The sequence below is a fragment of the Actinomadura sp. NPDC049753 genome, assembly GCF_040674655.1.
GTDB lineage: Bacteria > Actinomycetota > Actinomycetes > Streptosporangiales > Streptosporangiaceae > Spirillospora > Spirillospora verrucosospora.
Window position 1 is genome coordinate 1 of record NZ_JBFARL010000024.1, and the last position, 26,541, is coordinate 26,541.

Sequence of the window (26,541 nt, forward strand, 5' to 3'; positions counted from 1 at the left end):
GCCGCCCGCGCCGCCCAGGGCGTCGCCGCCGCCGTCGCCGCGCCGAGCGCCATGGCGCTGATCGCCACGAACTTCGAGGGCGCCGCCCGGGTCCGCGCGCTGAGCGTCTTCTCCGCCGTGACCGGCGCGGGCGCCGCCGTCGGCATGATCGCCGGCGGGGTGCTGACCGAGGCCGGGTCGTGGCGGTGGGTGTTCTTCGTCAACGTCCCGGTCGGCCTGGTCCTGGCGCTGGCCGCGCCGCGCGTCCTCACCGAGACGCCGCGCCGCCCCGGCCGGTTCGACGTGCTCGGCGCCCTCGCCTCCACGACCGGCATGACCGCCCTCGTCTACGCGCTGATCCGGGTCGGGACGGACGGCTGGGACGACGGCCGGGCGCTCGCGGCGTTCGGCGCGGCGGCCGCGCTGCTCGCCGCCTTCGTGGCCGTCGAGGCCCGCGCCCGCCGCCCGCTCATGCCGCTGTGGCTGCTGACCGGGCGCGACCGGGCCGCGTCCTACCTGACCCAGCTGTGCCTGGCGGCCGCGATGTTCGGCTCGTTCTTCTTCCTCACCCAGTACCTGCAGCAGGTGCTCGGCTACGGGCCGCTGCGCGCCGGGGCCGCGTTCCTGCCCATGGTGGGGATGCAGTTCGCCGTCGTGCGGACCGCGCCGCGCCTGCTGGCGCGCGCCGGCGCCCGCCCCCTGGTCGTCGCCGGAACCGCCCTCCTCACCGTCGGGCTGCTGTGGCTGACCCGGCTCTCCCCGGGGGACGGCTACGCCGGCGCGGTGCTGACGCCGTTCCTCCTGATGGGCGCGGGCGGCGGGCTGTCGATGCTGCCGCTGAACGCGACGATCCTCGGCAGCGTCGAGCCGGAGCAGTCGGGCGCGGCGGCCGGGGTCGCCCAGGCCATGCTGTGGTCGGGCGGGTCGCTGGGCTCGGCCGTCATGGTGACGGCCTACGGGTCCGCGGCGTCCGGGCACGGCCCCGCGGCCGCCGTCGACGGCATGGACGCGGCGTTCACGACCGGTGCGGGGTTCGCCGCCGCGGCGCTTCTGGTGGCGCTCCTCATCCTGCGCGTCCGGCGCTGAGCGCTCACGCGGGCGGGGGAGCGGCCTCCTCGAACCACGCGAGGAGTTCGCTGTCGCCGACCAGCCGCGCCGTGTCGGCGGCCGACGGCGACCCCGCCCGCGGGTCGGCCCCCGCCTCCAGCAGGGCCCGCACGACCTCGGTCTCCCGCTTGAACACCGCGCCGGTCAGCGGGCGGTGGCCGCGGTCGTCGGCGCGGTCCGGGTCGGCGCCCCGCAGCGTGAGCGCCCGGACGGTCTCCACGTGCCCGTGGCAGGCCGCGTGCATCAGCAGGGTCTCGCCCCTGTGGTCGGACAGGTTCACCGGCACCCCGTCGTTCACGTGCGAGAGGATCCCCTGGGTGTCGCCGGCCCGGGCCATCTCGAACAGCCGGGCCGCGAGCTCGTCCGAACCGGGCCGGAAGCCGTCCGCGAGCGGGGCCGCGCTCTCGGCGGTGAGGAGCCCGCCGAGGCTGTCCTCGCCGTAGGACAGGCGCTTCTCCAGCGCGACCAGCGCCCCGTCCTCGGGGAACGAGGCGAACCGGACGTCGTCGGCCAGCGCCCTCATGATCATCAGACCGCGCCCCTGCTCGGCGGCCGGATCGGGCGCCGGGACGCGCGCCGCGTCGAAGCCCGTCCCCGAGTCGATCACCTTGATCACGCAGCGCCGGTCCTGGATCATCGCCCGCACGGTGTAGTCCGCCCCGTGCTCGGCGTGCTTGATCACGTTGGTGCACGCCTCGGTCAGCATCATCTCGATGTCGTCGCGGATGTGGCCCTCGACACCGAGCGCGGCCAGCGCCGCGTCCAGGAGCTTGCGCGTCGCCGGAACGCTCGCCACGTCGCGCGGAAGCACGAGGTCCATGGTGATTTCCACATCATCTCCATCCGTCCCCATGAATGGTGCCCAATCGGTCACGCTGAAACATGGGGCGGACGGTCAGCGCGGCTCGGCGGGCCTCGGCGCGTAGTCGTCCACGTACTCCTGGCCCGACAGCCCCCGGATGGCCTCCATGATCTCGTCGGTGATCTGCCGGGCCGCCCGGCCGCGCGGCACGCCCACGTCCCGTCCCCGGAAGTCCATCGGCGCGCCGATGCGCAGCCCGATCCGGCCCGGCCGCGGGACGGCCTGCCCCCGGGGCTGCACCTTGTCGGTGCCCTCGATCGCCACCGGGACGACCGGCGCCCCGGTCCGCATCGCCAGGCGCGCCACCCCCGTCCGGCCGCGGTAGAGCCGCCCGTCCGGCGACCGCGTCCCCTCGGGGTGGATGGCGAACACCCCGCCGCCCTCCAGCACCGCCGCCGAGGTGTCGAGCGCGTCGAAGGCGGCCCGCCCCCCGGACCGGTCCACCGCGATCGCGCCGACGCTGCGGAAGAACGTCGCCGTGGCGCGGCCCTTCAGGCCCGCCCCGGTGAAGTACTCGTGCTTGCCGAGGAAGTGGACCCGGCGCGGCACCATCAGCGGCAGCACGAACGAGTCCAGGAACCCCAGGTGGTTCGCCGCGAGGATCACCGGCCCGATCCGCGGGACGTGCCGCAGGCCGCTCACGCTCGGCAGGAAGGCCAGGCGCATCGCGGGTCCCATGACCACGTGCTTCATGAGGGGATAGATCAGGCGTTCGGGGTCCATGTCCGAGCAGGCTATGGGGCGCGCCGCCCGGTCGCCGCTGGCGCCCGATACAAGTTCGGCACCCCGGATCTTGTAGGGATCCGCACTTGCCCCGCCCGCACCGCTAGCCCTCGCTCCCGCCCCCCGGCGGGCCGCCGTCCCCGTCGTCCCGGGCCTTGCGCGGCCGCCCGGGGCCTCGCATCCGTCCCGCCGTCCCGGGCATCCGCCCCGCGTCCGCGAGCGCCTTGCGCAGCAGGTACTCGATCTGCGCGTTGGTGCTGCGCAGCTCGTCCGCGGCCCACCGCGCCAGCGCGTCGTGCACGGCCGGGTCGAGCCGCAGCAGGATCTTCTTGCGCTCCGCCACTGGTCGCGGCGCTCACTGGTAGAGCGAGCCGGTGTTGAGCACCGGCTGGGCGTCGCGGTCGGCGCACAGCACCACGAGCAGGTTGCTGACCATCGCCGCCTTGCGCTCCTCGTCCAGGTCGACCACGTTCTCCTCGTCCAGCCGGTCGAGGGCGAGCTGCACCATGCCGACCGCGCCCTCCACGATCCGCTGCCGCGCCGCCACCACCGCGCCCGCCTGCTGGCGGCGCAGCATCGCCTGCGCGATCTCCGGCGCGTACGCCAGCCCGGTGATCCGCGACTCGATGATCTTCACGCCGGCGGACGCCACCCGCTGCGCCAGCTCGTCCGACAGCTGCCCGGTGATCTCGTCGGCGTTGTCGCGCAGCGACGTCCGGTCGTGGGCGTCGTAGGGGAAGCTGCCCGCGATGTGCCGGACGGCCGCCTCGGTCTGGAACGCCACGAACTCCACGAAGTCGTCCACCTCGAACACGGCCCGCGCGGTGTCGGCCACCTGCCACACCACCACGGCCGAGATCTCGATCGGGTTCCCGTCCAGGTCGTTGACCTTCGCCCGCCCGGTCTCGTGGTTGCGGATCCGCGTGGAGACCTTGCGCCGCTCCGTCAGCGGATTCACCCACCGCAGCCCGTCGTCGCGGACGGTCCCCTTGTACCGCCCGAGAAGCTGCAGCACCCGCGCCTCCCCGGGCGCCACCGGCGTCAGCCCCGCCGCGACGACCAGCCCGGCCAGCGCCAGCAGCGACCCGACGACCACGCCCGCCGCGAACGCCGCGCTCCCGCCCGCCGCGACCCCTCCGACCACCGCCGCCGTCCCCGCCAGGACCAGCACCACCGCGACCCCGAGCATCCCCCACCCGCCCCGGTCCGCCGCCGCCCGCTCCGTGATCTTCGGCCGTGGCATGTCCACCGTCGCCGCCGCGTCCACCATCCCGTCCCCCTGCTCCCGCGCCATCACTGACATAGCAAAGTGATATCACATTTTCTGCAAGGAGGGCGACCGCCCGCTAGAAGGAGCCTTCGGCCGGCACCAGCGGCGTGTCGTCGGCGATGGGCGCCATGCGCACGCCCATCAGGGCGAGGGTCCTACGCAGAACGGTCTCGCTGTTGACCACGAGGCCGAGGATGTCCGCCGACTCCAGCGCCTGGGCGAGCTTGGTCACGTGTTCGAGCAGTTCCTCGGCACCCTCTCGCCGCTCCCGCTGGAGCGTGCCGAGGGTCTCCGCCGCCTGATGCGGCTCATGGGTGAGCCGCACGGCGTACCGGGCCGTGGGATTGCCGGCGCTCTCCTCCAGGAAACGCTGCCACCGGAGTCGGAGGTCGTCCGTCTTCTTCAACCGCAAGGTGTCGGCCTCGGCCTTCGCCTCGATCCTGTACCTGTCGAGAGCGCTCTCCCGCATCGCGTCGCGCACTTCATCGGGCGCCCGCAGCTCCACGCGGACCGTCCACGCCCGGGTGCCGTCCGAATCCAGCGCCATCTCGGCGAGGCGGTCCGAGAGGTCCCGGTTGGCCGCCTCCTCTGCCCTTCCGGCATCGAAGACCGTGAAGCGGCGGGCGGTCTCGCGCACCGCTATGCGAACTGTCTCCATCAGCCGCTCCACCTCTGTGGCGTTGTCCCGCCACAGAGCCATCCGCCGCCACCCGGCGGCCGTGCTGGCGCAGTAGGCGGTGACAGCGAAGTCGAACGCGCCTCCCTGCGCCGGCACGGTGAAGCGCGTGGGCTCGAACGCGGAATCGGACGTCGGCGGTTCCGGGGCATGGGCGGGGAACTGGTGCTTGATCAACCACATTGCTTTCTCAACTCCGTGTCTGATGCCGGGAGGGGGTGAGCCGGAGTAGGCGGTGGTACTCGGTCGGCGTGATGTCGCCGCGGTGGAGGAGGAGACGCGCGTGGAGGCAGAACGCCGCTCTCAGCCGGTTCGATCCCGCCCCACCAGAGGGGATGACCTGTTCGATCACCGGCCGGAGTGCGGGAGCGTTCCCGTAGGCCACCATCCACCGGGCGAACAACTCCCAGGCTTCCGGGACGGCGGGGCGCTCCCGGCCGGACGGTTCGGTGATGCGGAGCGACAGTGCGTGCTGCCATAGACATGCGATATGCCCGGTGGCACCGCCTTGTCGCGCCACCTCGGTGAGCGCCGGGCGACCGGAACGGGGCCGCAGCGCGGCGAGTCGAAGGAACGCGGTCGCGGCGGTGAGACGGTTTCCGGAATGCTCGCTCTCCGCCCAGTTCGCCAGGGTTTCGATGATCTCGATGGCCGTTCGCGCCGAGTACAGAAACGAGAGGGATGTGGCCACGGCATCTGCGGTGCCCTGGCCGGACCGCCGGGAAGCCGTCTCGAATACCCTCAGCGCGTCGTTGAGATCGTCGGCGCCGAGGTGCGAGCCGTGAGCCCGGATCGCCACCATGACTTCGCCACGAGTGCCCCGGGACAGTAGCCGCAGGTGTTCTCGAACCCTTGGTTCCAGCGCGGGTTCCTGGGCGGCTGCCTCAAGTACCCAGGCTGCGAGGCGCTGATCCTGCCGTGAATCGGACTTGCTCCAGGGACGGATGAACCGTTCGTCGACCGTGGTGAAGTCGAATGTCGCGAACAGTCCCACCGCATGGGCGGCTCTGATCGCGGTCTCCCGGCTGTGGGCGAGCCCGTCCAGCCATGCCATGAGCGGCTCGCGGATCGTGGGTTGCTCCTCCCACAGCACCTGGAGGGTCGTTCTTGCACGAGTCCGCTGCTGCAGTTCCACGATCCGGCCGCCGCCCCTCGGCGTCGGGCGGGTTACGGCCCCCGCGCGGTCCAGCCAGGTTCGAAGATCCTCCCAAGCGGGCAGCGGTCGCTTCTTGTCCTCTCGCTTCCAGGCGGTATCGATACGGTCGGCGAGGTCCAGTGCTGCCCGCGAGACCGTGCTCTCCTGCATACCGTGCAGTACGGCCACGCTCGCTATGAAGCAGCGGCTGAGAATGGGCCGTCGTTCGGACAACCGCTGCCGGACCTCTTCCCTCACACGGTCGGGAAACTCAGCGATCACATCCTCGGCCGGCCTCCCCTCGGCCAAGCCTCGGGCCAACCTGCGGGCATGGTCGGCGGCCTTACGCGGCGACGTCTCCTCCGCGAGTTGGTCTTCGGCGGCCCGCAGCGCCGATTCGGTGAGAAGGTGCGGTTTCACTCCGTACGCGGCCGCCTCCCGGTCGAACACTCGTCTGAAGACCTCGACGGCGGCGGGCGGCCGGTGCTCGATGACAGTGCCGAACGGCGCCGGTCCGCGAGCGGAGACGAGAAGCACCAGACGGCAGCCCCTCTTGACGGCGAGGTGTTCCAGATCGGCGAGTTCCGCGTCCGGGCCATGACTCTTTTCGACCTCGATCACATACCCGTGCCGCGGACGCAGGTCCGCCGGGCGGATCAGCGTCAGGGAACCTTCGACCCGGACGAAACCGACGGGTGACTCGTCCATGGGCGCGACCGCGGCATGAGGAAGGCACCACTGCATCAGGGCGGTCAGCGCGGCGGTCAGACGTCCTGTTTCGCTTGTTCCGCGTACGTGTACCACGGGGGAGCGCTGCAGGGCCCGTTGGAGTTCGGGCAGTGAGGGGATCGAGGCGATGTGGTCTGGGGTGAGCCGCTCGGCCACCTGTTTGGGGACGTACTGGATCCGGACGGGACGATCTTCTTTCGCGCTTTCGAACACGTAGAGGTCCCGCTGAGCGTTCTGAAAGGTGCCGCCTGAGACCTCGTTGGAGACGCTGCCGATCCAGTCGCGCCCAGCCGCGGCACCAGGGCCGTCTGCCTCGAGGGAACGCAGGCTTTCCCGCCGCTGCTGTTCCTCGCGTTCGTCCGCGGCGACCCGCTGGTAGAAGCGGCGTCCGTCGGACCGATCGGGGTCTCGTTCGCCGTCCGCGGAACCAGCCGCGCCGCTCTGCTCTTCGGGTTCGGGCCCGGTCTCTGCTTCTGACCCAGCCTGGTCATCGGTGGGGCTGGGCGATGACGGCTCTGGGGCCGCGGCTCCAGGGCCGCCCGGTCCTGGTTCCCTCATCGGTCTCGCTCCCTGCCGATGTTCATGTCGCGGCCGGACGACTGAAGGGTGCCGGAACCGCTGACCTCCATTCGCTGTGTACCGATGTAGTCCCGCCCCACGGTGGGGGCCTGACTGGGAGCAGAGGGGGCGGAGTGAGGCTCCCCCGTTGCGGTGCCGACCGGGCCCTTCCTGTTGGGGCCGGTGTTCTCCGGGACGTCGCCGTCCGGCATCTGGAGGTCGTGGACGTCGAACCGAGGCACGTACAGATAAGCGTCGTACGCCTGCTTCTTCACCTGCACTCGGACGGAGCGGAAGTCGGACGGGCGCGGCTCGCCCGGGCCCTGCGTGACGTAGTCGCGGTAGACCTCCGTGGAGACGATCACCGCTAGGTCCGCGTCGGGCAGTGCCGCGAGTGCGGCGCGCACGGGGGCGGAGTCCCGGAGGCGCGCTGGGAGGACGGCGTGCTGCCCGGGCCATCCGATCGCCCCGTCCAGGTGGATCGGCCCGACGTGCACGGCCAGGCGCAGGCGGATCCTCGTCCAGTGATCGTCGGCTCGCCTGCGGTTGTGGACGCCAAGAGCGGTGTCCAGTTCGCGGACGAAGACGTCCATGAGCGCCGCGACATCGGCGTCCCTGGGCAGGACGGCGAAAACGCCGTCCCCGCCTACCTGTCTCACCCATGCCTGCCTGTCGAGTTCCGCCCAGTCGGCCGCGGTGTCGAGTGAGTCGCCGAGTGCGCTCTGCAGGACTCGTTGTTCGGCGTCGTTGCGACTGCTGTAGTCCTCGATGTCCGCGGTGACGAGCACCCGGTGCTCGGGGACGGGCCTGCCGGTCATCGTGCCTCCCTGGCTCGGTTTCGACGTCCAGGGTGAGCGCCGAGCTGGGAAACGAGGGCCGATAAATCAGGCTTCAGCGAAATTGCTCTGGCGCGCCTCAGGGCTGCCACGGGGGCAGGTCTGCGTAGGCTGCGAGCCTTCGGAGGTCGTGAATGATCAGTCGGCGCCGTCCCGGGCTGGTCACCAGCCCGAGAGCCGCCAGTTCGCGCAGCGCCTTGTGGACGGTGTTCTCCTTGGCCCCGATCAAGCCTCCGATCTCGGCCTGGGTCAGCGGTATTCCGAGGTCCGTTCCGGTGGAGACGGGGAGGCCGTGGCGTTCGGCGAGTGCGAGCAGGACTCGTGCCAGGCACCGGGAGGCGTCATAGTTCGCGAAGTCCAGACGTCGCTGATTGGACCAGCGAAGACGTTCGCTGGTCATATGCGTGAGCGCGAGGGCGGCGGCGGGCCTGCGCCGCAGGAACTCCAGGAAGACCGAGCCCCGGATCTGGCTCACGGCGACCCGCCCGCAGGTGACGACGGTGGCCGAGCGCGGAGCGCCGTCCAGGGCGGCCATCTCCCCGATCAGGTCGCCGCTCACCCGGAGCGCGAGAAGGGCCTGACGCCCGTTCTCGGTCTGTGCCGTCACCTTGACCAGCGCATCCAGGAGCAGCCACACCGAACCAGTCGGATCACCCTGGCGGACGAGGACATGTCGCGCGGGAAAGGCGCGGATCTGTCCGATCTTCATCAGGTCTGCTCTGCACTCTTCCGGAAGCCGGCCGAGGAAGGTGCCAGAAGGCCAGCGACGTCCGGAGCTCGAACCATTCGGCATGATCTCCTCCCGTCTGCGAATGCGTCCGGACCCAATCTTGCGCCGTTCCGCGCTGATCGGCCTCCCCGGCGGTGTGGCCGGCCTTAGGTCGGCTCAGCGACCGCTTGTCGTTTCCCTTTCGCTCAAGTGCGAAGCCGTTCTCGGTGAGGAAGCACTGCGGTCCCGCCGCATTGGACGGGACCGGTCAGGCATGGCCGATCAAGGGACGGAGACGAGTTCCGGCTCCTCGGTGTCGGGGATGAGTTTGGGGACGTTGCGCAGGGTGACCAGGGCGAAGACGGCGACCAGGACGGCGAGGCCGGCGCTGCAGGTGAGGGCGGCGTGCATGCCGTCCACGAAGGCGCCGCGGGCGGCGGCGGCGACCTGCGCGCCGAGGGCGCCGGGCAGGTTCGCGGCGGCCTGGAGCGCGCCGCCGAGGGAGTCGCGGGCGGCGGACGCGGCCGGGGCCGGGACGCCGGCGGGCAGGTCCAGGACGTTCCGGTACACCGCGTTCAGCACGCTGCCGAGGACGGCCATGCCGAGCGCGCCGCCGAGTTCGGTGGCCGTCTCGGAGATCGCGGACGCGGCGCCGGAGCGGTCCTTCGGGACCGACGCGAGGACGGTGTCGGCGGTGACCGTCAGCGCCAGCCCCATCCCGATGCCCGACAGCAGCATCGCCGGGACCATCGTCCAGTAGGACGTGTGCAGGCCGATCGCCATGTAGAGGGCGAAGCCGCCGGCCGACAGCGCCATGCCCGCCGCCACGGCGCGGGCCCGGCCGAGCGCGTTGATGAGCGGCGGGGCGAGCGCGGCGCCGCCGACCATGGCGCCCGCGGCGCCGGGCAGGCCCGCCAGGCCCGCCCGCAGCGGCGACCAGCCGAGCGCGAGCTGGAAGAACAGCGAGAAGATCAGCGACTGGGCGACCAGGGTGAACATCGCGAACATGTTGGTGCCGACCGACCCGGAGAACGCGGCGCGGCGGAACAGCGTGATGTCGATGAGCGGCTCGGCCACCCGCCCCTGCCGGACGAGGAACGCCGCCAGCGACAGCAGGCCGGCCAGCGCCGAGACGTAGACCACGGGCTCGTCCACGCCGTGCGCGGCGGCCTCCTTGACCGCGTACACGACGCCGAGGACGCCGGCGACCGACAGCGGCACGCTGATCAGGTCGAGGCGGCCCGGGACGGAGGTGCGCGACTCGGGCAGCACGAGCGCACCCGCGACGCACGCCACCGCCATCAGCGGCACGTTGATCATGAAGATGGAGCCCCACCAGAAGTGGTCGAGCAGGGCGCCGCCGACGACGGGCCCGAGCCCGACCGCGAGGCCGGCGACGCCGCTGAACGCGCCGACCGCCATCGTCCGCTCCTTCGGCTCGGTGAACGCGCGGCGCAGCAGCGACAGGCAGGACGGCATCAGCGTCGCTCCCGCGACCCCGAGCAGCGCGCGGGCCGCGATCAGCAGCTCGGCGCTCGGCGCGTAGGCGGTGAGGGCGGACGTGGCGGCGAACACCGCGGTCCCGATCAGCAGCAGCTTCTTGTGGCCGATGCGGTCGCCGACGCCGCCCATGGTGATCAGCAAGCCGGCCAGCGCGAACCCGTAGGCGTCGGCGATCCACAGGATCTGCGTGGCGGAGGGGTGCAGGTCCGCGGACAGGTGCGGGACGGCCTGGTTCAGCGCGGTCAGGTCGATGTTCGGCACGAGCGCGACGAGCAGGCAGATCGCGAAGGTGCCCCATTTGCGGGCGGAGGAGTCCATGCCCCGGAGGTTCGCGCGGCGCGCTGACCGTCCGCGCACCGTCCGCTGACGGCGGGACCGGGGCCCGGTCAGCCGCCGCCTAGCAGCGCGAGGGCCCGGTCGCGGGGGAGGGACGCGGCCCGCGCGAACGCCGCCTCGCGGGCGTCGTCGTCCAGCAGGCCGCGGACCCGGGCGAGGACGCGCTCGGTGTCGGGGTCGCCGGACACCGAGACGCCCCGCAGCACCCGGCCCGCGCCGAGCAGCAGCGCCGCCCGCTCCCCGTCGCCCTCCCCGGCGGCCAGGTCCGCCAGCGCGGTCGCCACGTCCGCCTGGTAGCCGAAGATCGGATGGTCGAACGACATGTCCACCGCCTCGCGCAGCAGCGCCCGGGCCCGTCCGGCGTCGCCCTCGTCCACCGCGAGCCATCCCAGCCCGACCAGCGCTGCGCCCCGCACGGCGGCGGCGATGAACCGCTCGGAGCCGTAGCCGGTCAGCGCCGCCTCGTACATGGCCCGCGCCTCGGCGGCGTCCCCGCGCAGCCGCGCGACCGTGCCGAGCCCCAGGCAGCCCCCGGCGACCTTGTCGGGGGTGCCGGCCCTGCGCGCCAGCTCGGCGCCGCGCTCGTAGTCCGCCCGTGCCGCGTCGAGGTCGCCCCCGCGGATGTGGACGACGGCGCGCTGGTAGAGCAGGTCGGCGGTGTCCTCCAGGGCGCCGAGCTGGCCGACCAGGTCCAGCGCCTCGTCCAGCAGCGCTCGGGCGCGCTCCCGGTCGCCGCGCAAGGCGGCGAGCTGCGCGAGCGGGTCGAGCGAGTTGGCCGTGCCCCAGCGGTCCCCGCACGCCCGGAAACCGCGCACCGCCTCCTCGCACGCCTTCTCCGCCTCGGCCAGGTCGCCGCCGAACTGGGCGAGGAAGCCGTCGCTCATCCGCACCAGCGCCCGCGTCCACGGGTCGTCCCCGACCTGCCGCTGGAAGACCTCGATGTCGGTGCGTCCCGGGCCCGCCGTCAGGGCCCACAGCACGATGACCGCCGGGTACCGGACGGGACGGTCGATGCCGCGCAGGAGCTCGGCGGCCCGGTCGAGCCACGCCACCGCGCGCTCGCCCGTGACCCCGCCCGACACCGCGTTCGTGACGCACAGGACGTACTCCTCGTCGAGGCCCTCCGGCGGGTCGGTGCCGACCACGTCCAGCAGGTCCGCCGCCAGCGCGGCGCCCTCGACGCGCCCCCGCAGCCACCAGTACCACGACAGCAGCGCGATCATCCGCAGCGCCGTCGCGGGGTCGGACCGGACGGTCCGCCGCAGCGCCGCGTGCAGGTTCCCGTGGTCGGCGGCGAGCAGTTCGAGCCACTCCAGCTGCTCGGCGCCCCGCAGGTGGGGTTCCGCGCGCCCGGCCAGCTCGGCGAAGTACTCCGCGTGGGCCCGTTCGAACCGTTCCACCTCCCCGGCCCCGGCGAGCCGCTCGGCGCAGAACGCCCGGACGGTGTCGAGCATCCGGTACCGGGACCCGTCGCTCTGCACCAGCGACTTGTCGGCGAGCTCCACCAGCAGCTCGTCGGCGTCGTCGAGGCCGCACACGCCCATCGCCGCCTCCAGCGTCAGGCCCCCGGAGAACACCGTCAGCCGCCGCGCGAGGGTCTGCTCCGCCTCGTCCAGCAGGTCCCAGCTCCACTCCACGACGGCCCGGAGCGTCTGGTGGCGCGGCGGCGCCGTCCGGTTGCCGCGCGACAGCAGCCGGAACCGGTCGTCCAGCCGCGTCGCGACCTCCGCCACCGGCAGGGACCTCAGGCGCGCCGCCGCCAGCTCGATCGCCAGCGGCAGCCCGTCCAGCGCCCGGCAGATCCGCAGCACGGCCCCCGCGTTGCCCTCGTCCACCGCGAACCCGGGGCGCACCGCCGCCGCCCTGTCGAGGAACAGCCGCACCGCCGGATACCGGGGCAGCTCGGCGAGCGCCGCGCCCGGGGGCGGCAGCTCCAGCGGCGGCAACGGCCGCAACGCCTCACCCGTGATCGCGAGGGCCTCCCGGCTGGTCGCCAGCACCCGCAGCTCGGGGCAGGCGCTCAGCAGCCGGTGCGCCAGCTCCGCGACGGCCGCGACCACGTGCTCGCAGTTGTCCAAGACGAGCAGGACCCGCCGCCCCTCCAGCGCCGTGACCAGCCGCTCCACCGCGTCCGGCGGCTGCTCGCCGGGCGCCGGACGCATCCCGGCCTCGCGCAGCCCGAGCGCCCCGAGCAGCGCCTTGCCGACCTCGCCGGAGACGACCGGCGCCAGGTCGACGAAGCAGACCTCGCCTCCGTCCCGCGCCGCCGCCTCGATCGCCAGCCGCGTCTTGCCGGCCCCGCCCGGCCCGAGCAGCGTGACGAGCCGCCCGTCCGCGAGCATCCTCCCGACGCGGCGCAGCTCCTCCTCCCGCCCGATGAAGCTCGTGAGCTGCGCCGGCAGGTTCGCCCGGACGGCCGCCGGAGCCTCCCCGCGCAGGATCGCCAGGTGGACGTCCGCCAGCTCCCGCGACGGATCGGCGCCGAGCTCCTCGGCCAGGACCTCGCGCCCGTCCTCGAACACCGCGAGCGCCTCGGCCTGCCGCCCGCTCCGGTGCAGCGCCCGCATGAGCAGCGCCCGCGCCCGCTCCCGCAGCGGCTGCGCGTCCACCAGGTCCCGCAGCGCCGCGACCGCCGCCCCGGGGTCCTCCGCGAGCAGCGCCTCGCCGTACTCCTCGACGGCGCAGGCCCGCTCCTCCTCCAGCCGCGCCGCCTGCCCCGCCGCGAAAGGCGCGCCCACGCCCGCCAGCGCGGGGCCGCGCCACAGCCCGAGCGCCTCCCTGAGCAGCCCGGCCGCCTCGTGCCGCCCGGCGGCCCCGGCGTCCGCCACGAGCCGCTGGAACCGGTGGACGTCGACGTCCTCCCGCCGCACGGCGATCCGGTACCCGGCGGGCGTCCCCTCGACCAGCGCCGGGTCGCCCAGCCCCCGCCGCAGCCGCGACACCTGCGACTGCAGCGCGTTGGCCGCTCCGCTCGGCGGCTCCTCCCCGTACAGCCCGTCGATGAGCCGCTCGACCGGGACGAGCCGCCCCGCGTCCAGGAGGAGCATCGCCAGCAGCGCCCGCACCAGCGGCCCGCCCACCGGGACGACCGCCCCGTCCGCTCGGACCTCGACGGGCCCCAGAACGCCGAACTGCATTCCCCGATTCTTCCGCATGACGGAGGTTGCACCGACCTCCGGAGGCATGCGCCATGACCGAGCACCGGCACGACTGCCGCCGCCCCCGGAACGGTGGCGGTGGGTACGGCTCAGCAGGGTGGGGATCTGGCAGCGGAAGTAGACCTGTCGTCGCTGAAGTAGTGCCTGAGCTCGATGGTGAACAGGCCCCCGGCCGAGGTACCTCCGGTCCGGTGGCCGCGACGGGCTGCCGGACCGGAGGTCGTTCACTCTTGGTCACGGCCCGACTCGGGCGGTGACGCGTCCATCAGATCCTGGGGTGATCCCGCTTCTGCTGTTGCTCCAGCAAGGCGGTGACGACCTGTTCGAAGGTCTGGTCCGGCTCGACGGTGATCCCGTGGAGGGGCACCGGGGCGCCCCGAAGCCGGGCCAGGCGGTGGACGAGCTCCGCGAACTCCTCGAACGTGCGCTCGCGCCGCCAGAGCCATTCGAGCTCCACGGTCACCAGTTCCGGGCTCGTGCCCGGACGAACGAGGAGGGACACTCCCCGATCGAGTTCGAGCAGTACCGGGTGCCCCTGGTTGTCGGCCGCACTGACGGCGATCTCCGCCAGTTCGCCGGGCCCCGTCATGGCAGGAGGGCGGAGGATCTCCGCCCGTTCGGTCTCGTCCTGGTCCATCTCTGCTCCGTTCCTCTGCGTTGTCACGCGGCATGCCACGCGTCGGCGGCCACGACGGCCGTCGCGCTGTTGACCGTCCGGCCCCGCACTTCGAAGTCAATTCCCGAAGGCGTTACCGAGGGGCCGGTGGAGCGCGCTGAGCGCGGAGGCACGGGGGGCGCCTGGCCTGTTCGGCCGCGCGGAGAAGGGCGGAAAACAGTGATCCCCGGGGCGGCGTGCCCCGGGGATCGACCTCAGACCGGCCGGCTCGTCACCGGTCGGTCGTGCTGGGCGTGGCGTCCGCGGAACCCTTGCAGGACGGGTACTCCTTGAACACCATGCGCGTCCGGTTGGGCTCGCAGGCCCGGAGCGCGTCGGTGGAGACGTTCACCTTCCAGGCCTCCGAGATCGGCAGCGCCGTCACGTCCAGGTTCCGGAGGGCGTCCTTCTGCGCCGACGCGTACTCCAGGTCGCCCTGGTCCTCGTCGATCGGCGCGAGGACGAGGAACGGACCCTCGGGCCCGTCCTCGAACGCGGCGACGACCTTGCCCGGGCGGACCGAGGTGTCGGAGGCCGTGGCCTCCGGCTGGCTGGTGGACGGCGACGCGGTCGGCTCCGCGGTCGCGGTCTCGCTCACGTCCGTGACGGAGGGCGTGGGCTGGGGGGCGGTCGTCGCGGCCGACGACTGTCCGTTGTCCGGAGCCTCCGGAGAGGACGGGGAGGAGCACCCGGCCGCGAAGGCCACGAAGAGCGCCGCGAGTGCTGCGACGCCCCAGAAGAGCTTGCGTACGGGGACTCGGGCAAACAAGTAGGACATAGTTTGTTGGCCAGCTGGCAGGTCCGACGCGACGCCGGACACGCGTATGCCGCTGACTCCTTTCGCAGAAGGGACCGTCCGGACTCCGGCCGCGTTGGCCACCACCGGTCGGCGCGGCGGAGAACCGCCTGGTCCGGGCGCACGTCCCGCTTCGATCCGTACCGGCAGACCATGGCCGCGACCGCCTTGCCGAGCGGGCCGGGTCCGGCACGGTAGAGCCCAGCGCCCGTGGTGAAGCACGGGGTCTCCAACAACCGACCGGCGCTCGTGAAGCACGAGCGCCCCAACGCAAACCGGGAACAACATGAAGAGATTCGTCCTGAACGGGCTGCTCGCGATCGCGGCCGGCGCCCTCGCCGGCGTGTGCGGCGGAGGTCTCGTCGAGCACCTGTTCCACACCCCCCACATCGCCGAGATCGTTCACGTCTTCGGCGGCGGCCCGGCGGGGTCCACCTGCTCCGGCTTCATGGCCGACATAGTCGGCCCCGGCGCATCCGACCGCTTCGTCGCCGGCGCCATCGGCGGCCTCGTCGGTTTCGTCGGCGCGATCATCCGCGACGCCTACCGCGCCGCCCATGGCGGGGCCGTGCCCAGGGACGACTGCGGGCGCTTCGTCGCCGGCGGTCTCGTCCTCGCCGTCGTCTTCGGCGTCGCGGTCCTCGTCTCGGTCGGCGGCTTCGGTCTCCTCGCCGCCGCCACCGCCATCGGCGGCTTCGCCGCCGGCACCGTCGTCGGCGACGCGATCGCCGACTTCTGACCCACCCGCAGGGGCCTGGCGACGCCAGGCCCCTGTTCCGTCCCGCCCGGCATGCCTCGATCATGCGGAAGGTGTCGGTCGACGCGCTCGTCCCCGGGAACCCGCGGGCCGCACAACGTGTGCTCAAACGTACGGCGGCGTTTGTACGAGATAGGGTCGGCGCTGTGGTGCGACGGGACGTGATCAGCGGCCGGTACCGGCTCGGCGAGGAGATCGGCCGGGGCGGGATGGGGATCGTCTGGAAGGCGTACGACGAGTCGTTGGAACGCCCGGTGGCGATGAAGCGGCTTCAGGTCCCGGGCGACCTGGCCGAGGAGGACCGGGACGCCCTCAAGGGCCGGTTCCTGAGGGAGGCCCGCGCCGCCGCGAGGCTGGAGCACCCCTCGATCATCAACGTGTACGACGTCGTCGACGACGCGGCGGGCCCGTGGATCGTCATGCAGTACGTCCAGGGCCGCTCCCTGGAGGAGATCGTCCGCGACGATGGCCCGGTCCCCGTCGCCCGGGCCGCCCAGATCGGGCTCGCCCTGCTGGAGGCGCTGGACTGCGCCCATGCGGCGGGCATCCTGCACCGCGACGTCAAGCCCGCCAATGTCCTGATCGCCGATGATGGTCGTGTCGTCCTCACCGACTTCGGGATCGCGGCCGTTTCCAACGCCACCGCGTACACCAGGACGGGCGGTTTCGTCGGAACGCCGGTCTTCATGGCCCCTGAACGTTTCCGGACCGGTACGCCGGGCCCGGCATCGGACCTGTGGTCACTGGGGGCGACCCTCTACATGGCGGTGGAGGGCCATCCGCCGTTTTAGGCCGATGAACTGGAGGTCCTCATCGGTCGGCTCCTCATGGGAGACGACCCCGCGTTCGTCCGATCCGGCGCCCTGAAGCCGGTCTTGAGGGGACTCCTGGAAAGGGACCCCGGAAAACGTTGGACCTCCGGGCAGGCCGCGCAGGGATTGAAGGCTGTCCAGGACGGGCGAACTCCGACAAAGCCGCTGATGAGAAATGCCCTACCCGGGAAACCGAGAAAAGGCGTCCTGATTATCGCGGGCCTTCTCGTCCTCCTCATCCCGCTCGTCCTTGTCGCGGTCACGGGCGGAGTGAAGGCGCCCTTCCGGGGCTCGTCCGACTCGGGCTCGAAGGACAGGTTCGAGTCCATCCCGGATGCCTGTGCCGTCGTCCGCGACAGCCCCGCCCTCAGGGAGACCCTGTCCAACCCCGACGAGAGCGAGGCCCTGGACTGGGGCCCCTACCAGGATCACGACGACGCCGTCACCTGCACATGGAGCGACGTCGTTTCGGATGACGGCAGTTCCAAGACCGCCGACGCCACGCTAGCGATCCGCGCCTCCCTCCCTCGGAGATCGACGGTCGCCGACCTGCTGGCCTGGACCAAGGTCCCGGGCCTCGGGGACGCGGCGGTCCGGAAGAGTCTCCCCGGCGACGGGCAGAGCGACTGGCGCACCGAGATGGTCATCTTCACCCTGCGGAACGCCGAGATAGGCGTCTACCTCATCGAATCCCCCTCACTGCGCACGGACGAGGAACGGCGGACCAAGGTCCTCCAGATCGCCGAAGTCATCGAAAGGGCCCTCAGGGAAACCCCAGGGTAATTTCAAAGTCGGTTGTTGATCGCTGGCCGGTGACGTTATGTGATCAGTGGGACGGCTCGCATGGGGCGGCGACCGATGGCCTGCACGGTCTGTTTGATCTGGGTGATGCCGTGGATGCTGAACAGGCCGAGGGCCAGGTTGCGCAGGGTGGCCATCGCCCGGGGGCCGTTGCCGAGGTAGGCCTGCTGGTCGTCCTCGCGCCAGATGGTGTCGCGGGCCCGGTGCTCGAGGTTTTCGATGCCCCAGTGCCAGCCAGGCCATTCTGGACGCCAGTAACCTCAGCGCCCACCTGGAGCGCCACGCCGACCCCGCCGAGGCGCTCCGGGCCTACCAACGCGATCGCCTGCCGGTTACCGGCGAGGTGGTCCTCCGCAACCGCCAGGGCGGACCGGAAAACGTGATCCACGAGGTCGAACGCCGCGCCCCCGAGGGCTTCTCCCGCCTGGAGGACGTGATCGACCCCGCGGAACTGGAAGCCGTCGTCAACGCCTGCGCCCACGCGTCCGGCTCTCCAAGGACCAGGTCAACCGCCCCTGATCCTGCAGTTCTCGCACGAGGACCCACAAACAGCTGAGGGCCCGGCGGTCACCGGGCCCTCGAGTCAGTGACGGTCACTCGGACCTGATGTGACCGTCACTGGTGTTGAGGTCGATCTCGGTGTCGTGCGGCACCGAGATGACGACCTGCAGTCCAGAGGGGTCACCGGGCGCGCTCATGGTGATCCCTTCCGGGCTCACGTTAGCGTCACCTTCGGCGCCCATGCGCTGGACGATGGCGCCCTTGGTACGCACGTTCTTCATGACCTGGCTCGCCGGGCGGGACCGCCCATCGGCATCGCGGCCCATGCTCTGGACAACGTTGCCCCCGGCGGTCACCCCCCTCAGGACCTGGCTGTTCCCCTGGCCCTGGTGGGGCTCACCGCCAAGGAGGCGGCGAAGACTGGCCCACAGACCATGCGGTCGCGCCGGAGGCGCCGGTCGCGCCGAAGGCACCGTCAGGACCACACGGTCGCCGTCGGGGATGAGTTCGGTGGTCTCCACCGTCGCCGCCTGCTCGGCGGTTCCGGTGATGACGACCGTGATGTTGTGGTTTTCCCAGCCTCGCTGGACGGTGACGGAGGCGTCGCCTACGTCACCCTCAAGCCGAGCCAGGGCCGGAGCAGTCAGAGTACGCTGCTGCACGTTCGACTCCCTTTTCGTTGCGACTGCACTGCGTTTTTGACCGTCCGGACCGATAGGGGCCCGGCAAGCTGGGCAGCTCCGCTCCCGAGCAGGGCGATTTCAAAGTCGGCTGCTGATCGACGGCTGTGACGCTATGTGATCAGAGCGACGGCGCGTATGGGGTTGCGGCCGATCGCTTGGACGGTCTGCTTGATCTTGGTGATGCCGTGGATACTGAACAGGCCGAGGGCCAGGTTGCGGAGGGTGGGGCAGGCCGATGCTGTGATCGGTGTCAGCGGCCCAGGTGGTCCAGCGGTTGATCCTCCCGTGGCCGCGTTCTTCGACGATGTGATCGGGTTCGGGGGCGATCAGCTCACGGCCGGCGGTGACGGCCGCGGCGTGCGGGACGACCGGTTTCCCTTGATGGTCAGCAGGTGGTCGGCGCCGCAGTCTTCGACCAGGTAACGGGCGGTCTCGACGCAGTATGGGCGGCATCGGCCGTCACCAGGGCCCCGGCGACGTACAGACCCTCCAGCAGCGTTCTGACCTGGGTGGTCTCGGTGGTGCCCTCGGGCACGGCGATCTGGGCCAGGACCACGGCGGCCTGCCGCTCGGTCCGGTGGGTCATCGCCGTGAACAGCACCAGCCGGCCGTCATCAGACCAGGATCCGCGCGGATTCTTGCCGTCCAACGCGATCGCCCCCCGCTGGTCGCAGACGGCGTACTCACGCAGCCACGCCCCAAGGGCGATGTCAAGCTCGTCGGCGACCAGCCCGATCAGCACCCGCCGCAGCGTGGCGCCGCTGGGCACGGCGAACCGGCGCCTCACCTCATCCCGGCGGGCCCCCAGCAACCGCAACAGCTGCTGGGGCAGATCCGCCGCGACCGACCCCAGCTCCCGGTAGTTGGCCGCCCCCGCCAACGTCGCCACCACCGCGGTCCCCAGCACAGCCAGCAGCGGATGCCGAACCCCGCGCGGGTCATGCGGATCGGTGATGGCCGCCAGCATCTCCAGCAGCGACGAAACCCGGCCCTGAACATGCGAAACTGGCACCGATGACCTTCTTGTCGTGACCATGGCTGTGTGAGAACTCCATGATCACAGACGGGAAGGTCATCGCCGTTTCGGCCATCACGCTATGTGATCGTCACCGATCCAGACATCAAGCAACGATCACCCCAGACAGGCGACCTTGAAATCGCCCTGGGGAAACCCTCTGAGACCGATCAGCACGTTGAGTGGAACAGACCGCCGACAGCCGCGGACCGGGCGAGCTCGTTGTAGAGGTTCACGGCGACCGTGGTCTCCTCCACGTGCACTTCGATCCCTGCTTCCTCCAGCTGCCTGAGGGTCTCCGGCATGGTCAGCAGACGTAGTTCCATGCCGCGGCTGAGCACGATGACCGTGCACCCGTGATCCAGGAGTTCCCGGACGTCGGCGGGCTGGATCCCGGGTTCGTGACGCGTCCCGGTCTCGGACCAATCCCAGGCGCGGCCGCCACCGGGATAAAGCTTGAAATCCTTGCCCGGTTCGAGACCCTCGACTTCCATGCGGCCCCAGGAGACATGTGTGATCTGAGGTGATGTCGTCATCGCGGATTTTCTCCGTCCCACGGCGTGTCCGATCTGCAGAGCAGTATGGCCGGACCCACGCTTGGGCGCCCTTCGCCCGGCCAGGTTCGATGCCGCTTCGCTCGGACATAGGTCAGGCAGCGCCGATACCGCTGTGAATTGAAGCTAGGGGGACAGCCCGATCCGGTAGAGCGCGAGGGCGGCGAATCCGAGAAGTGATCGGTCCCAGGGGATCGGGAACGCGGTTGCGCTGATCTCATCGGCATGATCCTGTGCCTCGGCGAGCACCCCCACTCCGGCATCGGGTATCTGCTCGCCGAGCCGGATCGCGAGAGCGACGGCCGCGGTGAGCCGGATACCGAAGGTCCTGGCGGCGAGCAAGGTCGTCAACCGGTGGTCGATCGCCGGTTCGTCCGGGGCGAGATAGCCGAGGCTGAGGTTGGCGCTCGCTCGCGCCACCCGGTGCTCCTCGGTCTCGGGAACCTCCAACAGGTGCGAGACCGCGGGTCGGGTTGCGGGAAACCAGGCCAGCAGCTCGGCCGCCATCGCGGCGATCATCGGGTCGGGATCACCGGTCCAGGCGACGAACCGGTCGCTGATCGCGGCTGCCGCGAGGTAGGCGTCGCGGTCCCAGGACACCGCGACCGCATCGCATTCCCCGGGCTCGGCGTCTTCGTCGTAGAGCCAACGCACGACCGTTGCCACGTCGGTGCTGGTCACGTTGTCGGCCTGGGCGAACTCACGGTCGGGCTCGAAGGGGAGACAAGTGTCGTCACGGTCTCCGAGCGCGACGGCGCGAAGCAGATCGACCACCGCCGCACGGTCCGGCGTCGCCGGATCGTCCGCCAACTTGGTCAGGAACGGAACGACGTGGCAACTCACCTGCCAGCGGGTTCCTTGGTGATAGACGTTCCCCCTCAGCTGGGCATGAGCCTGGTGACGTTCCTCGGCGTCCTCTGACAGCAGCGCTGTGAGCTGGCCGGGGACGTCTTCGGCCGGGCCGTACGCGTGGTGGAGTCCAGCCCAGTCGACCGCCTCCAGGCCTTCCAGCGGGCTCCTTGCCGTGGTGCTCATGATGGCTGCTCGGTCCGCTTCCGATGCCGCATCTCATCGTCTCCGTTCGAGGTCGTCGGGCAGGCGATCTGCGTCGACACGGTCGGCGAAGTCGATCATGACACCTTCGGAGCCCCGGGTGGTGACGGGTTCACGGGGTGATGGGCGGGTTCGTGAGCTGCAGGCGCGGCGCCGGCGGCAGAGTCTGCTCCCGGTCGGCGGCGAACTCCCGGCTGCGGGCGTGGAGTTCGCACAGGCCCCGGAATCCGTGCCAGGGGTCCGGGTCCGCGAGGGCGTCGCGGACGATGGCCCGGCAGGCCCACCGAGGGCGGTAGCGCCGTCCCACCCCAGAGCCACCCTGGCCTGGGAGCCGGTTCGCCGTCCACGGCCGAGGCGGCCGTGACCCCGTCCCACGCACCGCCCGAAGGAGCCCCGATGAAAGCCGTCGTGATGACGCAGTTCGGGCATGTTGTATCCCGACGGGCGGTTCATGGCCGTCGGAGTGGTCGGCGGACACCCACCGGAGGGGTTCGGCAGCCGAACCAGCCGAACACCGGCTCACCGATCACTGGATCCGGCTGGATCATGGTCAGAGGCCTGCGCCTCCGGCTCCGGGGCCACGGCCTTCGCCAGGGCACCCGGCCGGGGATCGCCCCTGACGGCGACACAGATCCCGAAGACCCGTTCGCGGCCTGTCCAGCCGTTGATCCGGCCGCGGTTGTTGCTGATCTGTACACGGCCCTTGGTCGGGTCGAGAGCCGAGACGAGGTGCAGGTAGACCATCCCGGCCACCCGGGCCAGCACGATGTCACCGACCTCGAGCCTCGCCGGATCGACCGGCGCGACGGTGACCAGATCCCCGCTTCGGATCAGCGGCACCATCGAGGACCCTGAGGGCCGGAAATCGACCGTCGCGCCCTCGGCGACCCGGGCGGCGATCGCATCCATCCTTCCCACATAAGCAGGATGCGGAGCTTCGCCCGTGCCCGTCCATCGAATTCCGCTTCCGCGGCAGTGGACCGCCGCTCAGGCGGAGCAGCAGATCACTTCTTGTAGGGGGCCACCTTCTCGCGCAGCTCCCGCATGGTGCCCTGGAGGAGCTGCCTGAGCCGGTCACGGTCGGTGCCGTCGGCGTCGGCGTAGTCGTCGATGTCGATGAGCTGCTTCTTCGTGGCGGTGATCGAGTTGAGCTGGTGGTCCAGCTTGACGTCACCGAACCACGGGCTGCGCAGCATGTTCGCCATGTCGGTGCGGAACATCGCCACCAGATCGTCGGGGTCGGCGATGTGGTTCTTCACCTCCGCGACGAACGTCAGCGTCGCCTTGCTGCCCAGGACGGCCTGCTGCAGCACGCCGTCCCCGGTCTTGCGGTCCAGCACGATCGTGAAGCTGTACAGGACCGGGTCGCCCACAGGCTTGAACCGCACGTACTGCAGGTCCCCGCCGGACTTGATCCCGATGACGGGACACCCCAGGTGCGCCATCGTGAACACCATCTCGCCGATGAGGGCCTCGTCCTTGCTCTCCCGCTCCTCGGCGTTGTTCTTGAACTTGTTAATCATCGAGAGCATGTCGGTCCTCCGGTTCAGGCGGCGATGCGGCCGTGCAGGTACTTCGCGCAGGCCTGGGTGACGGCGGCGATGTGCTCCTGCAGGACGGGGTACTTCACCGTGTAGTGGTCGGCGAAGTACGGCTCCAGGTCCAGCAGCAGGGGCACCTGCACATAGACGTAGCCGGTGGCGAGATCCGCGTCGACGGTGAACACGCCGGGTTCCCCGACGTCCAGGAAACCGCTCTTCACCTCGGACTTCAGCGCCTGCCACACCGTCCGCGCGTCCCGCACGTACTCGCCGTAGGCGATCGTCACAGCCGCGTGCTGGCCGAGCGTCTTGGCGGCCATGACGGTGCCGGCCCGGTGCGTGAGCTGGAACATCAGCCGGTGCTTGCGCTCCCGGTGCTGGAACCGCAGGTAGTGGTGGTTGCCGTCGGAGTTCAGGTCGATGAGCGCGTTGCCCTGGGCGACCGCCGCGGTGATCACGGCGCCGACGAGCAGATCGTCGATCTCGCGGGTGTGGAGCTCTTCGGAGAAACGCTGCCAGCTGCGGTTGACCAACCGGCCGAAGACCTGGTCGAGCTGCTCGGTCACGATCACCTTCCGTCCAGTGGGATCAAGGAATGGAGGTGAGACTCCCCGTCCGCCCATCCGGTTTCACGATCTGCCGTTCGAACAGCCCGGACCTCGCTTCGAGCCCGCCGCCGCGGGTGTCGGCTGTGCCGCGCCGCGCCGACGAGGTCCGCTCCGCCGAGGGCGGCGCGGGTCAGATCGGCCCTGCTCATGTCCGCTCGCGCCAACACGGGCTGGCGTCGCCCCAGGCCCCGCGAAGGCTGAGCAGGCGGCGGAGGCGAGGCCACCGTCCGGCCGGAGAGGAACCGAACGCACCGGTGGCGACCAGGACCCGAGCCCATCGGGACGACAAGGTCAGACGAAGCCACGGCCTGATGGGAGCGCGCGGTGAACGCGTCCACCCGGTTCTGAGAACACCCCCGGCCAGCGGCGGCTCGCCGAAGGCGCTCCCGACGTCGTCCGTGGACAGGGAGGCGGCGGCTGAGCAACTCTCGCAGAGCGTCAGGGGCGGTCGGGTGGCCCGATGTGCGCGGCTTGCGACTGATCGGATTCTCCGGACTGTACCGCTGGGGTGGCTGAACTGCGCTCCCCACCGGCAAGAACGGGACAAACAAGGAGAGAAACCCAAATGCGTGAGTTCACAGACGAAATAGTGCTTACCGTGGGCGTCGCGGAAGGCTGGGCGGATCGCGAAGAGGACCCGACCGAGATCGACTGGACGATTCGGAAGCGCGTGGCCGCGATCCCCTTCGAGGTGATCAACGGCCGTCCGGTCAACCCCTGCGAGAAGACGCGCATCCAGCGTGGCCGCAACAAGCTGGGCCGCTGGGCCGAGAACCTGACCGGCGATGGGCTCGCGTCGGTTCTGGACGAGTTCGGCGACCGCTGGGCTCTCCTGGTCGAGCGGAAACGCGGTCGCGGCTGGGGGCTCCCCGGCGGCTTCCAGAACCCGGGTGAGACCGCCGTGGACACGGCGTGCCGTGAACTGCGAGAAGAAGCAGGTGTGGACCTGCGGAACCTGGCGTGGCGGTCGACACCGGCGCGCTACGTGCACAGCAAGCGCGCTTCCGACGAGGCGTGGAACGTCACCGTCCTGTGCACGGTGGACCTGGGAACCCTGAACCGGGCCGACTTCCCGCGCACCACCCCCCGGGACGACGCGAAGAAGGCGGCCTGGGTACGTGCCAACACCTACGAGGAACTGACCACCTATCTGAAGGCCGCCCATGGGGGCGAGGTGACCTCCAAGAACCACGTCGGGATGCTCACCGACTGGTTCGCGGCAGCCTGAAGACCGCGATCGAGCAGGAGGGGCGGGTGACCGACCCTCCTGGCACCACCGGGCCGGCTTCCTCATTCTTCTGAGGTCGTCGGCTGCTCCATGCGCGATTCAGGGCCCGGCGTGCACCGCCGGGCCCTGACGTTCTGGTCGAGATCTCTTGCTGAAGCCGACCCGGGGCATCCACAGTCCGACGCCAGCCGGATGGGCGTGTTGGTCCTGGTTGCCGATCGTGTGCACTGCGCAGGGCGGAGGCACCGCACTCCTCGCCGAGCGGGCCGAAGCGGCTTGTGCCGCCCGCATCGCAGCGGTCAGCAGCGCGCAACTCGGTTCCTTGCGGCCGGACACCTGGCGGGCTTGAGAAGGGGCGTCGCCGAGCCCTGGAGGGCCCGGCGACGTGTCGGCCTCACCCCGCGAGGTTCAGGCCGCGGGGCCGAGTGGCCAGGGGACCGGCCGTAGCCGACCGGCCCCCTGCTAGGCACCTGGTCATTCGCCTCCGGCTGGCGAGACCTCGTGCTTGCGGGTCAGTATCTTCAGCGGTTGAACATCCACGGGTTGTGCGTGCGGCAACCCCAAACGGTGGTTTCCTTTCCGTTGACCACCTTGGTCACCGGCTCCAGATCCTGGCCGCACCGGATACGTCTGTTCCCGTGCACGGCGTCACCCCGCCCGAGGACGGTTTGGCACGTCTGCTGCTTTTCCATCGCAATCTTCCGATCTGGTTTGTAAGGACCTCTGATTAAAGGCGCCGCGAGCCGGATGCGCGAACGCTTGGTCCTACCGTCCCAGACCAAGGAGCCCGCGCAAGCCGAGGCAGACGCCCCCGCAACCCTCAGCGATGAGGGGTGTCGGGACGCGACCTCCTGACGTCCCAGCTCGACGGCGTCGACGGGCCCAACCGCTGCTAGAGCTGATCTCCGAGGTGGCCCGCGCTACCTGTCCTCGATATGCCGTCCGTTCTGGACGACCACGGCGACGTGGCCCACCTGCTCGCGGTTGAGACCAAAGAATTCACGGGCACCTGGACGGCTGATCGAGGAGCCGCTCGCGTTCACGTCCGTCATGGAGTTCGGCCCGCGCCTTCGACAGGCCTCACCTGGACCTCACCAGGACCGCTGTCGCCGAGGTCGCCGTCCACGACATTGCCGCGCCCTCAGCCCGTCCCTCAGCGCCCCGCTGGCTGGTGCGCGATCACATCAAGAGGACTGCGGGGCCTCCAGAGCCTCCACCGGGAGCGCGGGAGCGTCCGTCTCCGCCGTGGCATCGGCCGGAGCAGCGTGCCGACGGGGGTGGAACACCCAGCCGCTCAAAAGCACGAACCGCACCACGGTTGCCACCGCGTAGGAGACCAGCATCGCCCCGACCTCAACGGCACGAGGTGCGGACGGCGCGAGCAGATGCACCAGGCCGAGCCCGGCGCTGCTGAGCCCCAGCCCGATCAGGAAGACGACGCCGCCTTCGATCTGGTGCCGCAGCGCCCCCTCCGACCCCACGACCCCGAACGTGAAGCGGCGGTTCGCCGCCGTGTTCGCGACAGTGGTGACCACCAGCGAGAGCGCGTTGGCGGCCAGCGACGGCATCACGGTGCGGAACACGAGATAGAGCAGAAGCCAAGCGACAGTGCACAGTGCGCCGATCACAGCGAACGCCGACAGGTGCCGCGCCAATCCCTTGAACAAGTTCCGCTCTCCGATTCCGCACCAATACAAGCTGCCGCCGGGTGTGAGGCGGCGGCTACGACAGTAACGACCGTCCAGGCTCTGCGGGCGGCCGCCACCTGACACGGTTGCAGAGCGGCATCCGTGACACCGCTCAAACCGCCGGGCCGATGAGGCATCGGCTCAGGAGCAACGCGCGTGCCCGGCGCGACGAAGTCCTGGCCCGCCTTGCCGCCCATCCGACCGCATTATCCCGGACGAACGAGATACAGAGAGGTCTCGACGAGGCGGCCGCCCGGCACGATGACCG

27 protein-coding genes are annotated in these 26,541 nt (G+C 71.0%); 5 read left to right on the forward strand and 22 right to left on the reverse strand.

The features are described 5' to 3' along the window. A partial coding sequence (locus tag AB0K37_RS09420; protein ID WP_363977278.1) for an MFS transporter occupies positions 1–1,065 on the forward strand: 1,065 nt, incomplete at its 5' end. Between the two features lie 4 nt (positions 1,066–1,069). Here the strand turns inward: AB0K37_RS09420 and AB0K37_RS09425 are convergent. The 12 genes from AB0K37_RS09425 to AB0K37_RS09480 all read right to left on the reverse strand — a co-directional run bounded on the left by AB0K37_RS09425 (position 1,070) and on the right by AB0K37_RS09480 (position 14,834). After that, positions 1,070–1,918, reverse strand: coding sequence for an ATP-binding protein (locus AB0K37_RS09425; RefSeq protein ID WP_363977281.1), 849 nt, complete (start codon positions 1,916–1,918; stop codon positions 1,070–1,072). Positions 1,919–1,981: 63 nt separating this feature from the next. Beyond that, positions 1,982–2,671, reverse strand: a complete 690-nt coding sequence (locus tag AB0K37_RS09430) for a lysophospholipid acyltransferase family protein (protein WP_363977284.1) — start codon at positions 2,669–2,671, stop codon at positions 1,982–1,984. Between the two features lie 103 nt (positions 2,672–2,774). Then, positions 2,775–3,014 (reverse strand): hypothetical protein, encoded by a 240-nt coding sequence (locus tag AB0K37_RS09435; RefSeq protein ID WP_363977287.1) that lies wholly within the window; start codon positions 3,012–3,014, stop codon positions 2,775–2,777. 12 nt (positions 3,015–3,026) lie between these two features. Further along, positions 3,027–3,941 carry an SPFH domain-containing protein gene (locus tag AB0K37_RS09440; RefSeq protein WP_363977418.1) on the reverse strand — a complete coding sequence of 305 codons (915 nt, stop codon included), beginning with the start codon at positions 3,939–3,941 and terminating at the stop codon, positions 3,027–3,029. Between the two features lie 76 nt (positions 3,942–4,017). After that, positions 4,018–4,800, reverse strand: coding sequence for a hypothetical protein (locus tag AB0K37_RS09445; RefSeq protein WP_363977290.1), 783 nt, complete (start codon positions 4,798–4,800; stop codon positions 4,018–4,020). A 7-nt stretch (positions 4,801–4,807) separates the two neighbouring features. After that, a complete protein-coding gene (locus tag AB0K37_RS09450) occupies positions 4,808–7,039 on the reverse strand; it encodes a hypothetical protein (RefSeq protein ID WP_363977293.1) in 2,232 nt (743 codons plus the stop codon). Beyond that, positions 7,036–7,857 (reverse strand): hypothetical protein, encoded by an 822-nt coding sequence (locus AB0K37_RS09455; protein ID WP_363977296.1) that lies wholly within the window; start codon positions 7,855–7,857, stop codon positions 7,036–7,038. The genes AB0K37_RS09450 and AB0K37_RS09455 overlap by 4 nt, the downstream gene beginning before the upstream one ends. A 97-nt stretch (positions 7,858–7,954) precedes the next feature. After that, entirely contained in the window at positions 7,955–8,584 is a 630-nt protein-coding gene (locus AB0K37_RS09460; protein WP_363977298.1) for a Crp/Fnr family transcriptional regulator, read from the reverse strand. A 282-nt stretch (positions 8,585–8,866) separates the two neighbouring features. Beyond that, complete coding sequence (locus AB0K37_RS09465; RefSeq protein ID WP_363977301.1) at positions 8,867–10,405, reverse strand: MFS transporter; 1,539 nt, start codon at positions 10,403–10,405, stop codon at positions 8,867–8,869. A gap of 68 nt (positions 10,406–10,473) precedes the next feature. Next, positions 10,474–13,560, reverse strand: coding sequence for a BTAD domain-containing putative transcriptional regulator (locus AB0K37_RS09470; protein WP_363977304.1), 3,087 nt, complete (start codon positions 13,558–13,560; stop codon positions 10,474–10,476). A 286-nt stretch (positions 13,561–13,846) separates the two neighbouring features. Then, positions 13,847–14,218: a hypothetical protein gene (locus tag AB0K37_RS09475; protein ID WP_363977307.1), complete on the reverse strand. Its 372-nt coding sequence runs from the start codon at positions 14,216–14,218 to the stop codon at positions 13,847–13,849. 250 nt (positions 14,219–14,468) lie between these two features. Then, positions 14,469–14,834: a hypothetical protein gene (locus AB0K37_RS09480; protein WP_363977310.1), complete on the reverse strand. Its 366-nt coding sequence runs from the start codon at positions 14,832–14,834 to the stop codon at positions 14,469–14,471. Between the two features lie 484 nt (positions 14,835–15,318). Here AB0K37_RS09480 and AB0K37_RS09485 point away from each other — a divergent pair, with 484 nt between their 5' ends. The 3 genes from AB0K37_RS09485 to AB0K37_RS09495 all read left to right on the forward strand — a co-directional run bounded on the left by AB0K37_RS09485 (position 15,319) and on the right by AB0K37_RS09495 (position 17,384). Continuing rightward, positions 15,319–15,771: a hypothetical protein gene (locus tag AB0K37_RS09485; RefSeq protein ID WP_363977313.1), complete on the forward strand. Its 453-nt coding sequence runs from the start codon at positions 15,319–15,321 to the stop codon at positions 15,769–15,771. Between the two features lie 164 nt (positions 15,772–15,935). Continuing rightward, positions 15,936–16,580, forward strand: coding sequence for a serine/threonine-protein kinase (locus tag AB0K37_RS09490; protein ID WP_363977316.1), 645 nt, complete (start codon positions 15,936–15,938; stop codon positions 16,578–16,580). A gap of 36 nt (positions 16,581–16,616) precedes the next feature. Next, entirely contained in the window at positions 16,617–17,384 is a 768-nt protein-coding gene (locus AB0K37_RS09495; protein ID WP_363977319.1) for a hypothetical protein, read from the forward strand. A 611-nt stretch (positions 17,385–17,995) separates the two neighbouring features. Here the strand turns inward: AB0K37_RS09495 and AB0K37_RS09500 are convergent. The 9 genes from AB0K37_RS09500 to AB0K37_RS09540 form a co-directional block, all read right to left on the reverse strand. Continuing rightward, positions 17,996–18,565 carry a hypothetical protein gene (locus tag AB0K37_RS09500; protein ID WP_363977322.1) on the reverse strand — a complete coding sequence of 190 codons (570 nt, stop codon included), beginning with the start codon at positions 18,563–18,565 and terminating at the stop codon, positions 17,996–17,998. A gap of 406 nt (positions 18,566–18,971) precedes the next feature. Continuing rightward, entirely contained in the window at positions 18,972–19,598 is a 627-nt protein-coding gene (locus tag AB0K37_RS09505) for a transposase family protein (protein ID WP_363977325.1), read from the reverse strand. A gap of 173 nt (positions 19,599–19,771) precedes the next feature. Beyond that, positions 19,772–20,137 (reverse strand): Mth938-like domain-containing protein, encoded by a 366-nt coding sequence (locus AB0K37_RS09510; protein WP_363977328.1) that lies wholly within the window; start codon positions 20,135–20,137, stop codon positions 19,772–19,774. A gap of 144 nt (positions 20,138–20,281) precedes the next feature. Then, positions 20,282–21,190 (reverse strand): hypothetical protein, encoded by a 909-nt coding sequence (locus tag AB0K37_RS09515; protein WP_363977331.1) that lies wholly within the window; start codon positions 21,188–21,190, stop codon positions 20,282–20,284. Positions 21,191–21,320: 130 nt separating this feature from the next. After that, on the reverse strand, positions 21,321–21,515 hold the full coding sequence (locus AB0K37_RS09520) for a hypothetical protein (RefSeq protein WP_363977333.1): 195 nt from the start codon (positions 21,513–21,515) through the stop codon (positions 21,321–21,323). Between the two features lie 212 nt (positions 21,516–21,727). Continuing rightward, the gene (locus AB0K37_RS09525; protein ID WP_363977336.1) at positions 21,728–22,117 is read right to left on the reverse strand and encodes a S24 family peptidase; all 390 of its coding nucleotides are present in this window, start codon (positions 22,115–22,117) and stop codon (positions 21,728–21,730) included. A gap of 95 nt (positions 22,118–22,212) precedes the next feature. Then, a complete protein-coding gene (locus AB0K37_RS09530) occupies positions 22,213–22,740 on the reverse strand; it encodes a hypothetical protein (protein WP_363977339.1) in 528 nt (175 codons plus the stop codon). 14 nt (positions 22,741–22,754) lie between these two features. Next, entirely contained in the window at positions 22,755–23,315 is a 561-nt protein-coding gene (locus AB0K37_RS09535) for a hypothetical protein (protein WP_363977341.1), read from the reverse strand. Between the two features lie 2 nt (positions 23,316–23,317). Then, complete coding sequence (locus tag AB0K37_RS09540; RefSeq protein WP_363977421.1) at positions 23,318–23,635, reverse strand: pentapeptide repeat-containing protein; 318 nt, start codon at positions 23,633–23,635, stop codon at positions 23,318–23,320. Positions 23,636–23,922: 287 nt separating this feature from the next. Between AB0K37_RS09540 and AB0K37_RS09545 the strand changes: the two genes are divergently transcribed. Next, the gene (locus AB0K37_RS09545; protein ID WP_363977344.1) at positions 23,923–24,585 is read left to right on the forward strand and encodes an NUDIX hydrolase; all 663 of its coding nucleotides are present in this window, start codon (positions 23,923–23,925) and stop codon (positions 24,583–24,585) included. Positions 24,586–25,769: 1,184 nt separating this feature from the next. Here the strand turns inward: AB0K37_RS09545 and AB0K37_RS09550 are convergent. Continuing rightward, positions 25,770–26,252, reverse strand: a complete 483-nt coding sequence (locus tag AB0K37_RS09550; RefSeq protein ID WP_363977347.1) for a GtrA family protein — start codon at positions 26,250–26,252, stop codon at positions 25,770–25,772. Between the last annotated feature and the right edge of the window lie 289 nt (positions 26,253–26,541).

Excerpts from the sequence above, each read along its gene's own strand:
- AB0K37_RS09430 (WP_363977284.1), bottom strand. The coding sequence starts at position 2,671 with ATGGACCCCGAACGCCTGATCTATCCCCTCATGAAGCACGTGGTCATG.
- AB0K37_RS09440 (WP_363977418.1), bottom strand. The coding sequence starts at position 3,941 with ATGGTGGACGCGGCGGCGACGGTGGACATGCCACGGCCGAAGATCACG.
- AB0K37_RS09445 (WP_363977290.1), bottom strand. The coding sequence starts at position 4,800 with ATGTGGTTGATCAAGCACCAGTTCCCCGCCCATGCCCCGGAACCGCCG.
- AB0K37_RS09450 (WP_363977293.1), bottom strand. The coding sequence starts at position 7,039 with ATGAGGGAACCAGGACCGGGCGGCCCTGGAGCCGCGGCCCCAGAGCCG.
- AB0K37_RS09455 (WP_363977296.1), bottom strand. The coding sequence starts at position 7,857 with ATGACCGGCAGGCCCGTCCCCGAGCACCGGGTGCTCGTCACCGCGGAC.
- AB0K37_RS09460 (WP_363977298.1), bottom strand. The coding sequence starts at position 8,584 with ATGAAGATCGGACAGATCCGCGCCTTTCCCGCGCGACATGTCCTCGTC.
- AB0K37_RS09465 (WP_363977301.1), bottom strand. The coding sequence starts at position 10,405 with ATGGACTCCTCCGCCCGCAAATGGGGCACCTTCGCGATCTGCCTGCTC.
- AB0K37_RS09470 (WP_363977304.1), bottom strand. The coding sequence starts at position 13,560 with ATGCAGTTCGGCGTTCTGGGGCCCGTCGAGGTCCGAGCGGACGGGGCG.
- AB0K37_RS09475 (WP_363977307.1), bottom strand. The coding sequence starts at position 14,218 with ATGGACCAGGACGAGACCGAACGGGCGGAGATCCTCCGCCCTCCTGCC.
- AB0K37_RS09485 (WP_363977313.1), top strand. The coding sequence starts at position 15,319 with ATGAAGAGATTCGTCCTGAACGGGCTGCTCGCGATCGCGGCCGGCGCC.
- AB0K37_RS09495 (WP_363977319.1), top strand. The coding sequence starts at position 16,617 with ATGGGAGACGACCCCGCGTTCGTCCGATCCGGCGCCCTGAAGCCGGTC.
- AB0K37_RS09510 (WP_363977328.1), bottom strand. The coding sequence starts at position 20,137 with ATGACGACATCACCTCAGATCACACATGTCTCCTGGGGCCGCATGGAA.
- AB0K37_RS09515 (WP_363977331.1), bottom strand. The coding sequence starts at position 21,190 with ATGAGCACCACGGCAAGGAGCCCGCTGGAAGGCCTGGAGGCGGTCGAC.
- AB0K37_RS09525 (WP_363977336.1), bottom strand. The coding sequence starts at position 22,117 with ATGGATGCGATCGCCGCCCGGGTCGCCGAGGGCGCGACGGTCGATTTC.
- AB0K37_RS09530 (WP_363977339.1), bottom strand. The coding sequence starts at position 22,740 with ATGCTCTCGATGATTAACAAGTTCAAGAACAACGCCGAGGAGCGGGAG.
- AB0K37_RS09540 (WP_363977421.1), bottom strand. The coding sequence starts at position 23,635 with ATGGGCTCGGGTCCTGGTCGCCACCGGTGCGTTCGGTTCCTCTCCGGC.
- AB0K37_RS09545 (WP_363977344.1), top strand. The coding sequence starts at position 23,923 with ATGCGTGAGTTCACAGACGAAATAGTGCTTACCGTGGGCGTCGCGGAA.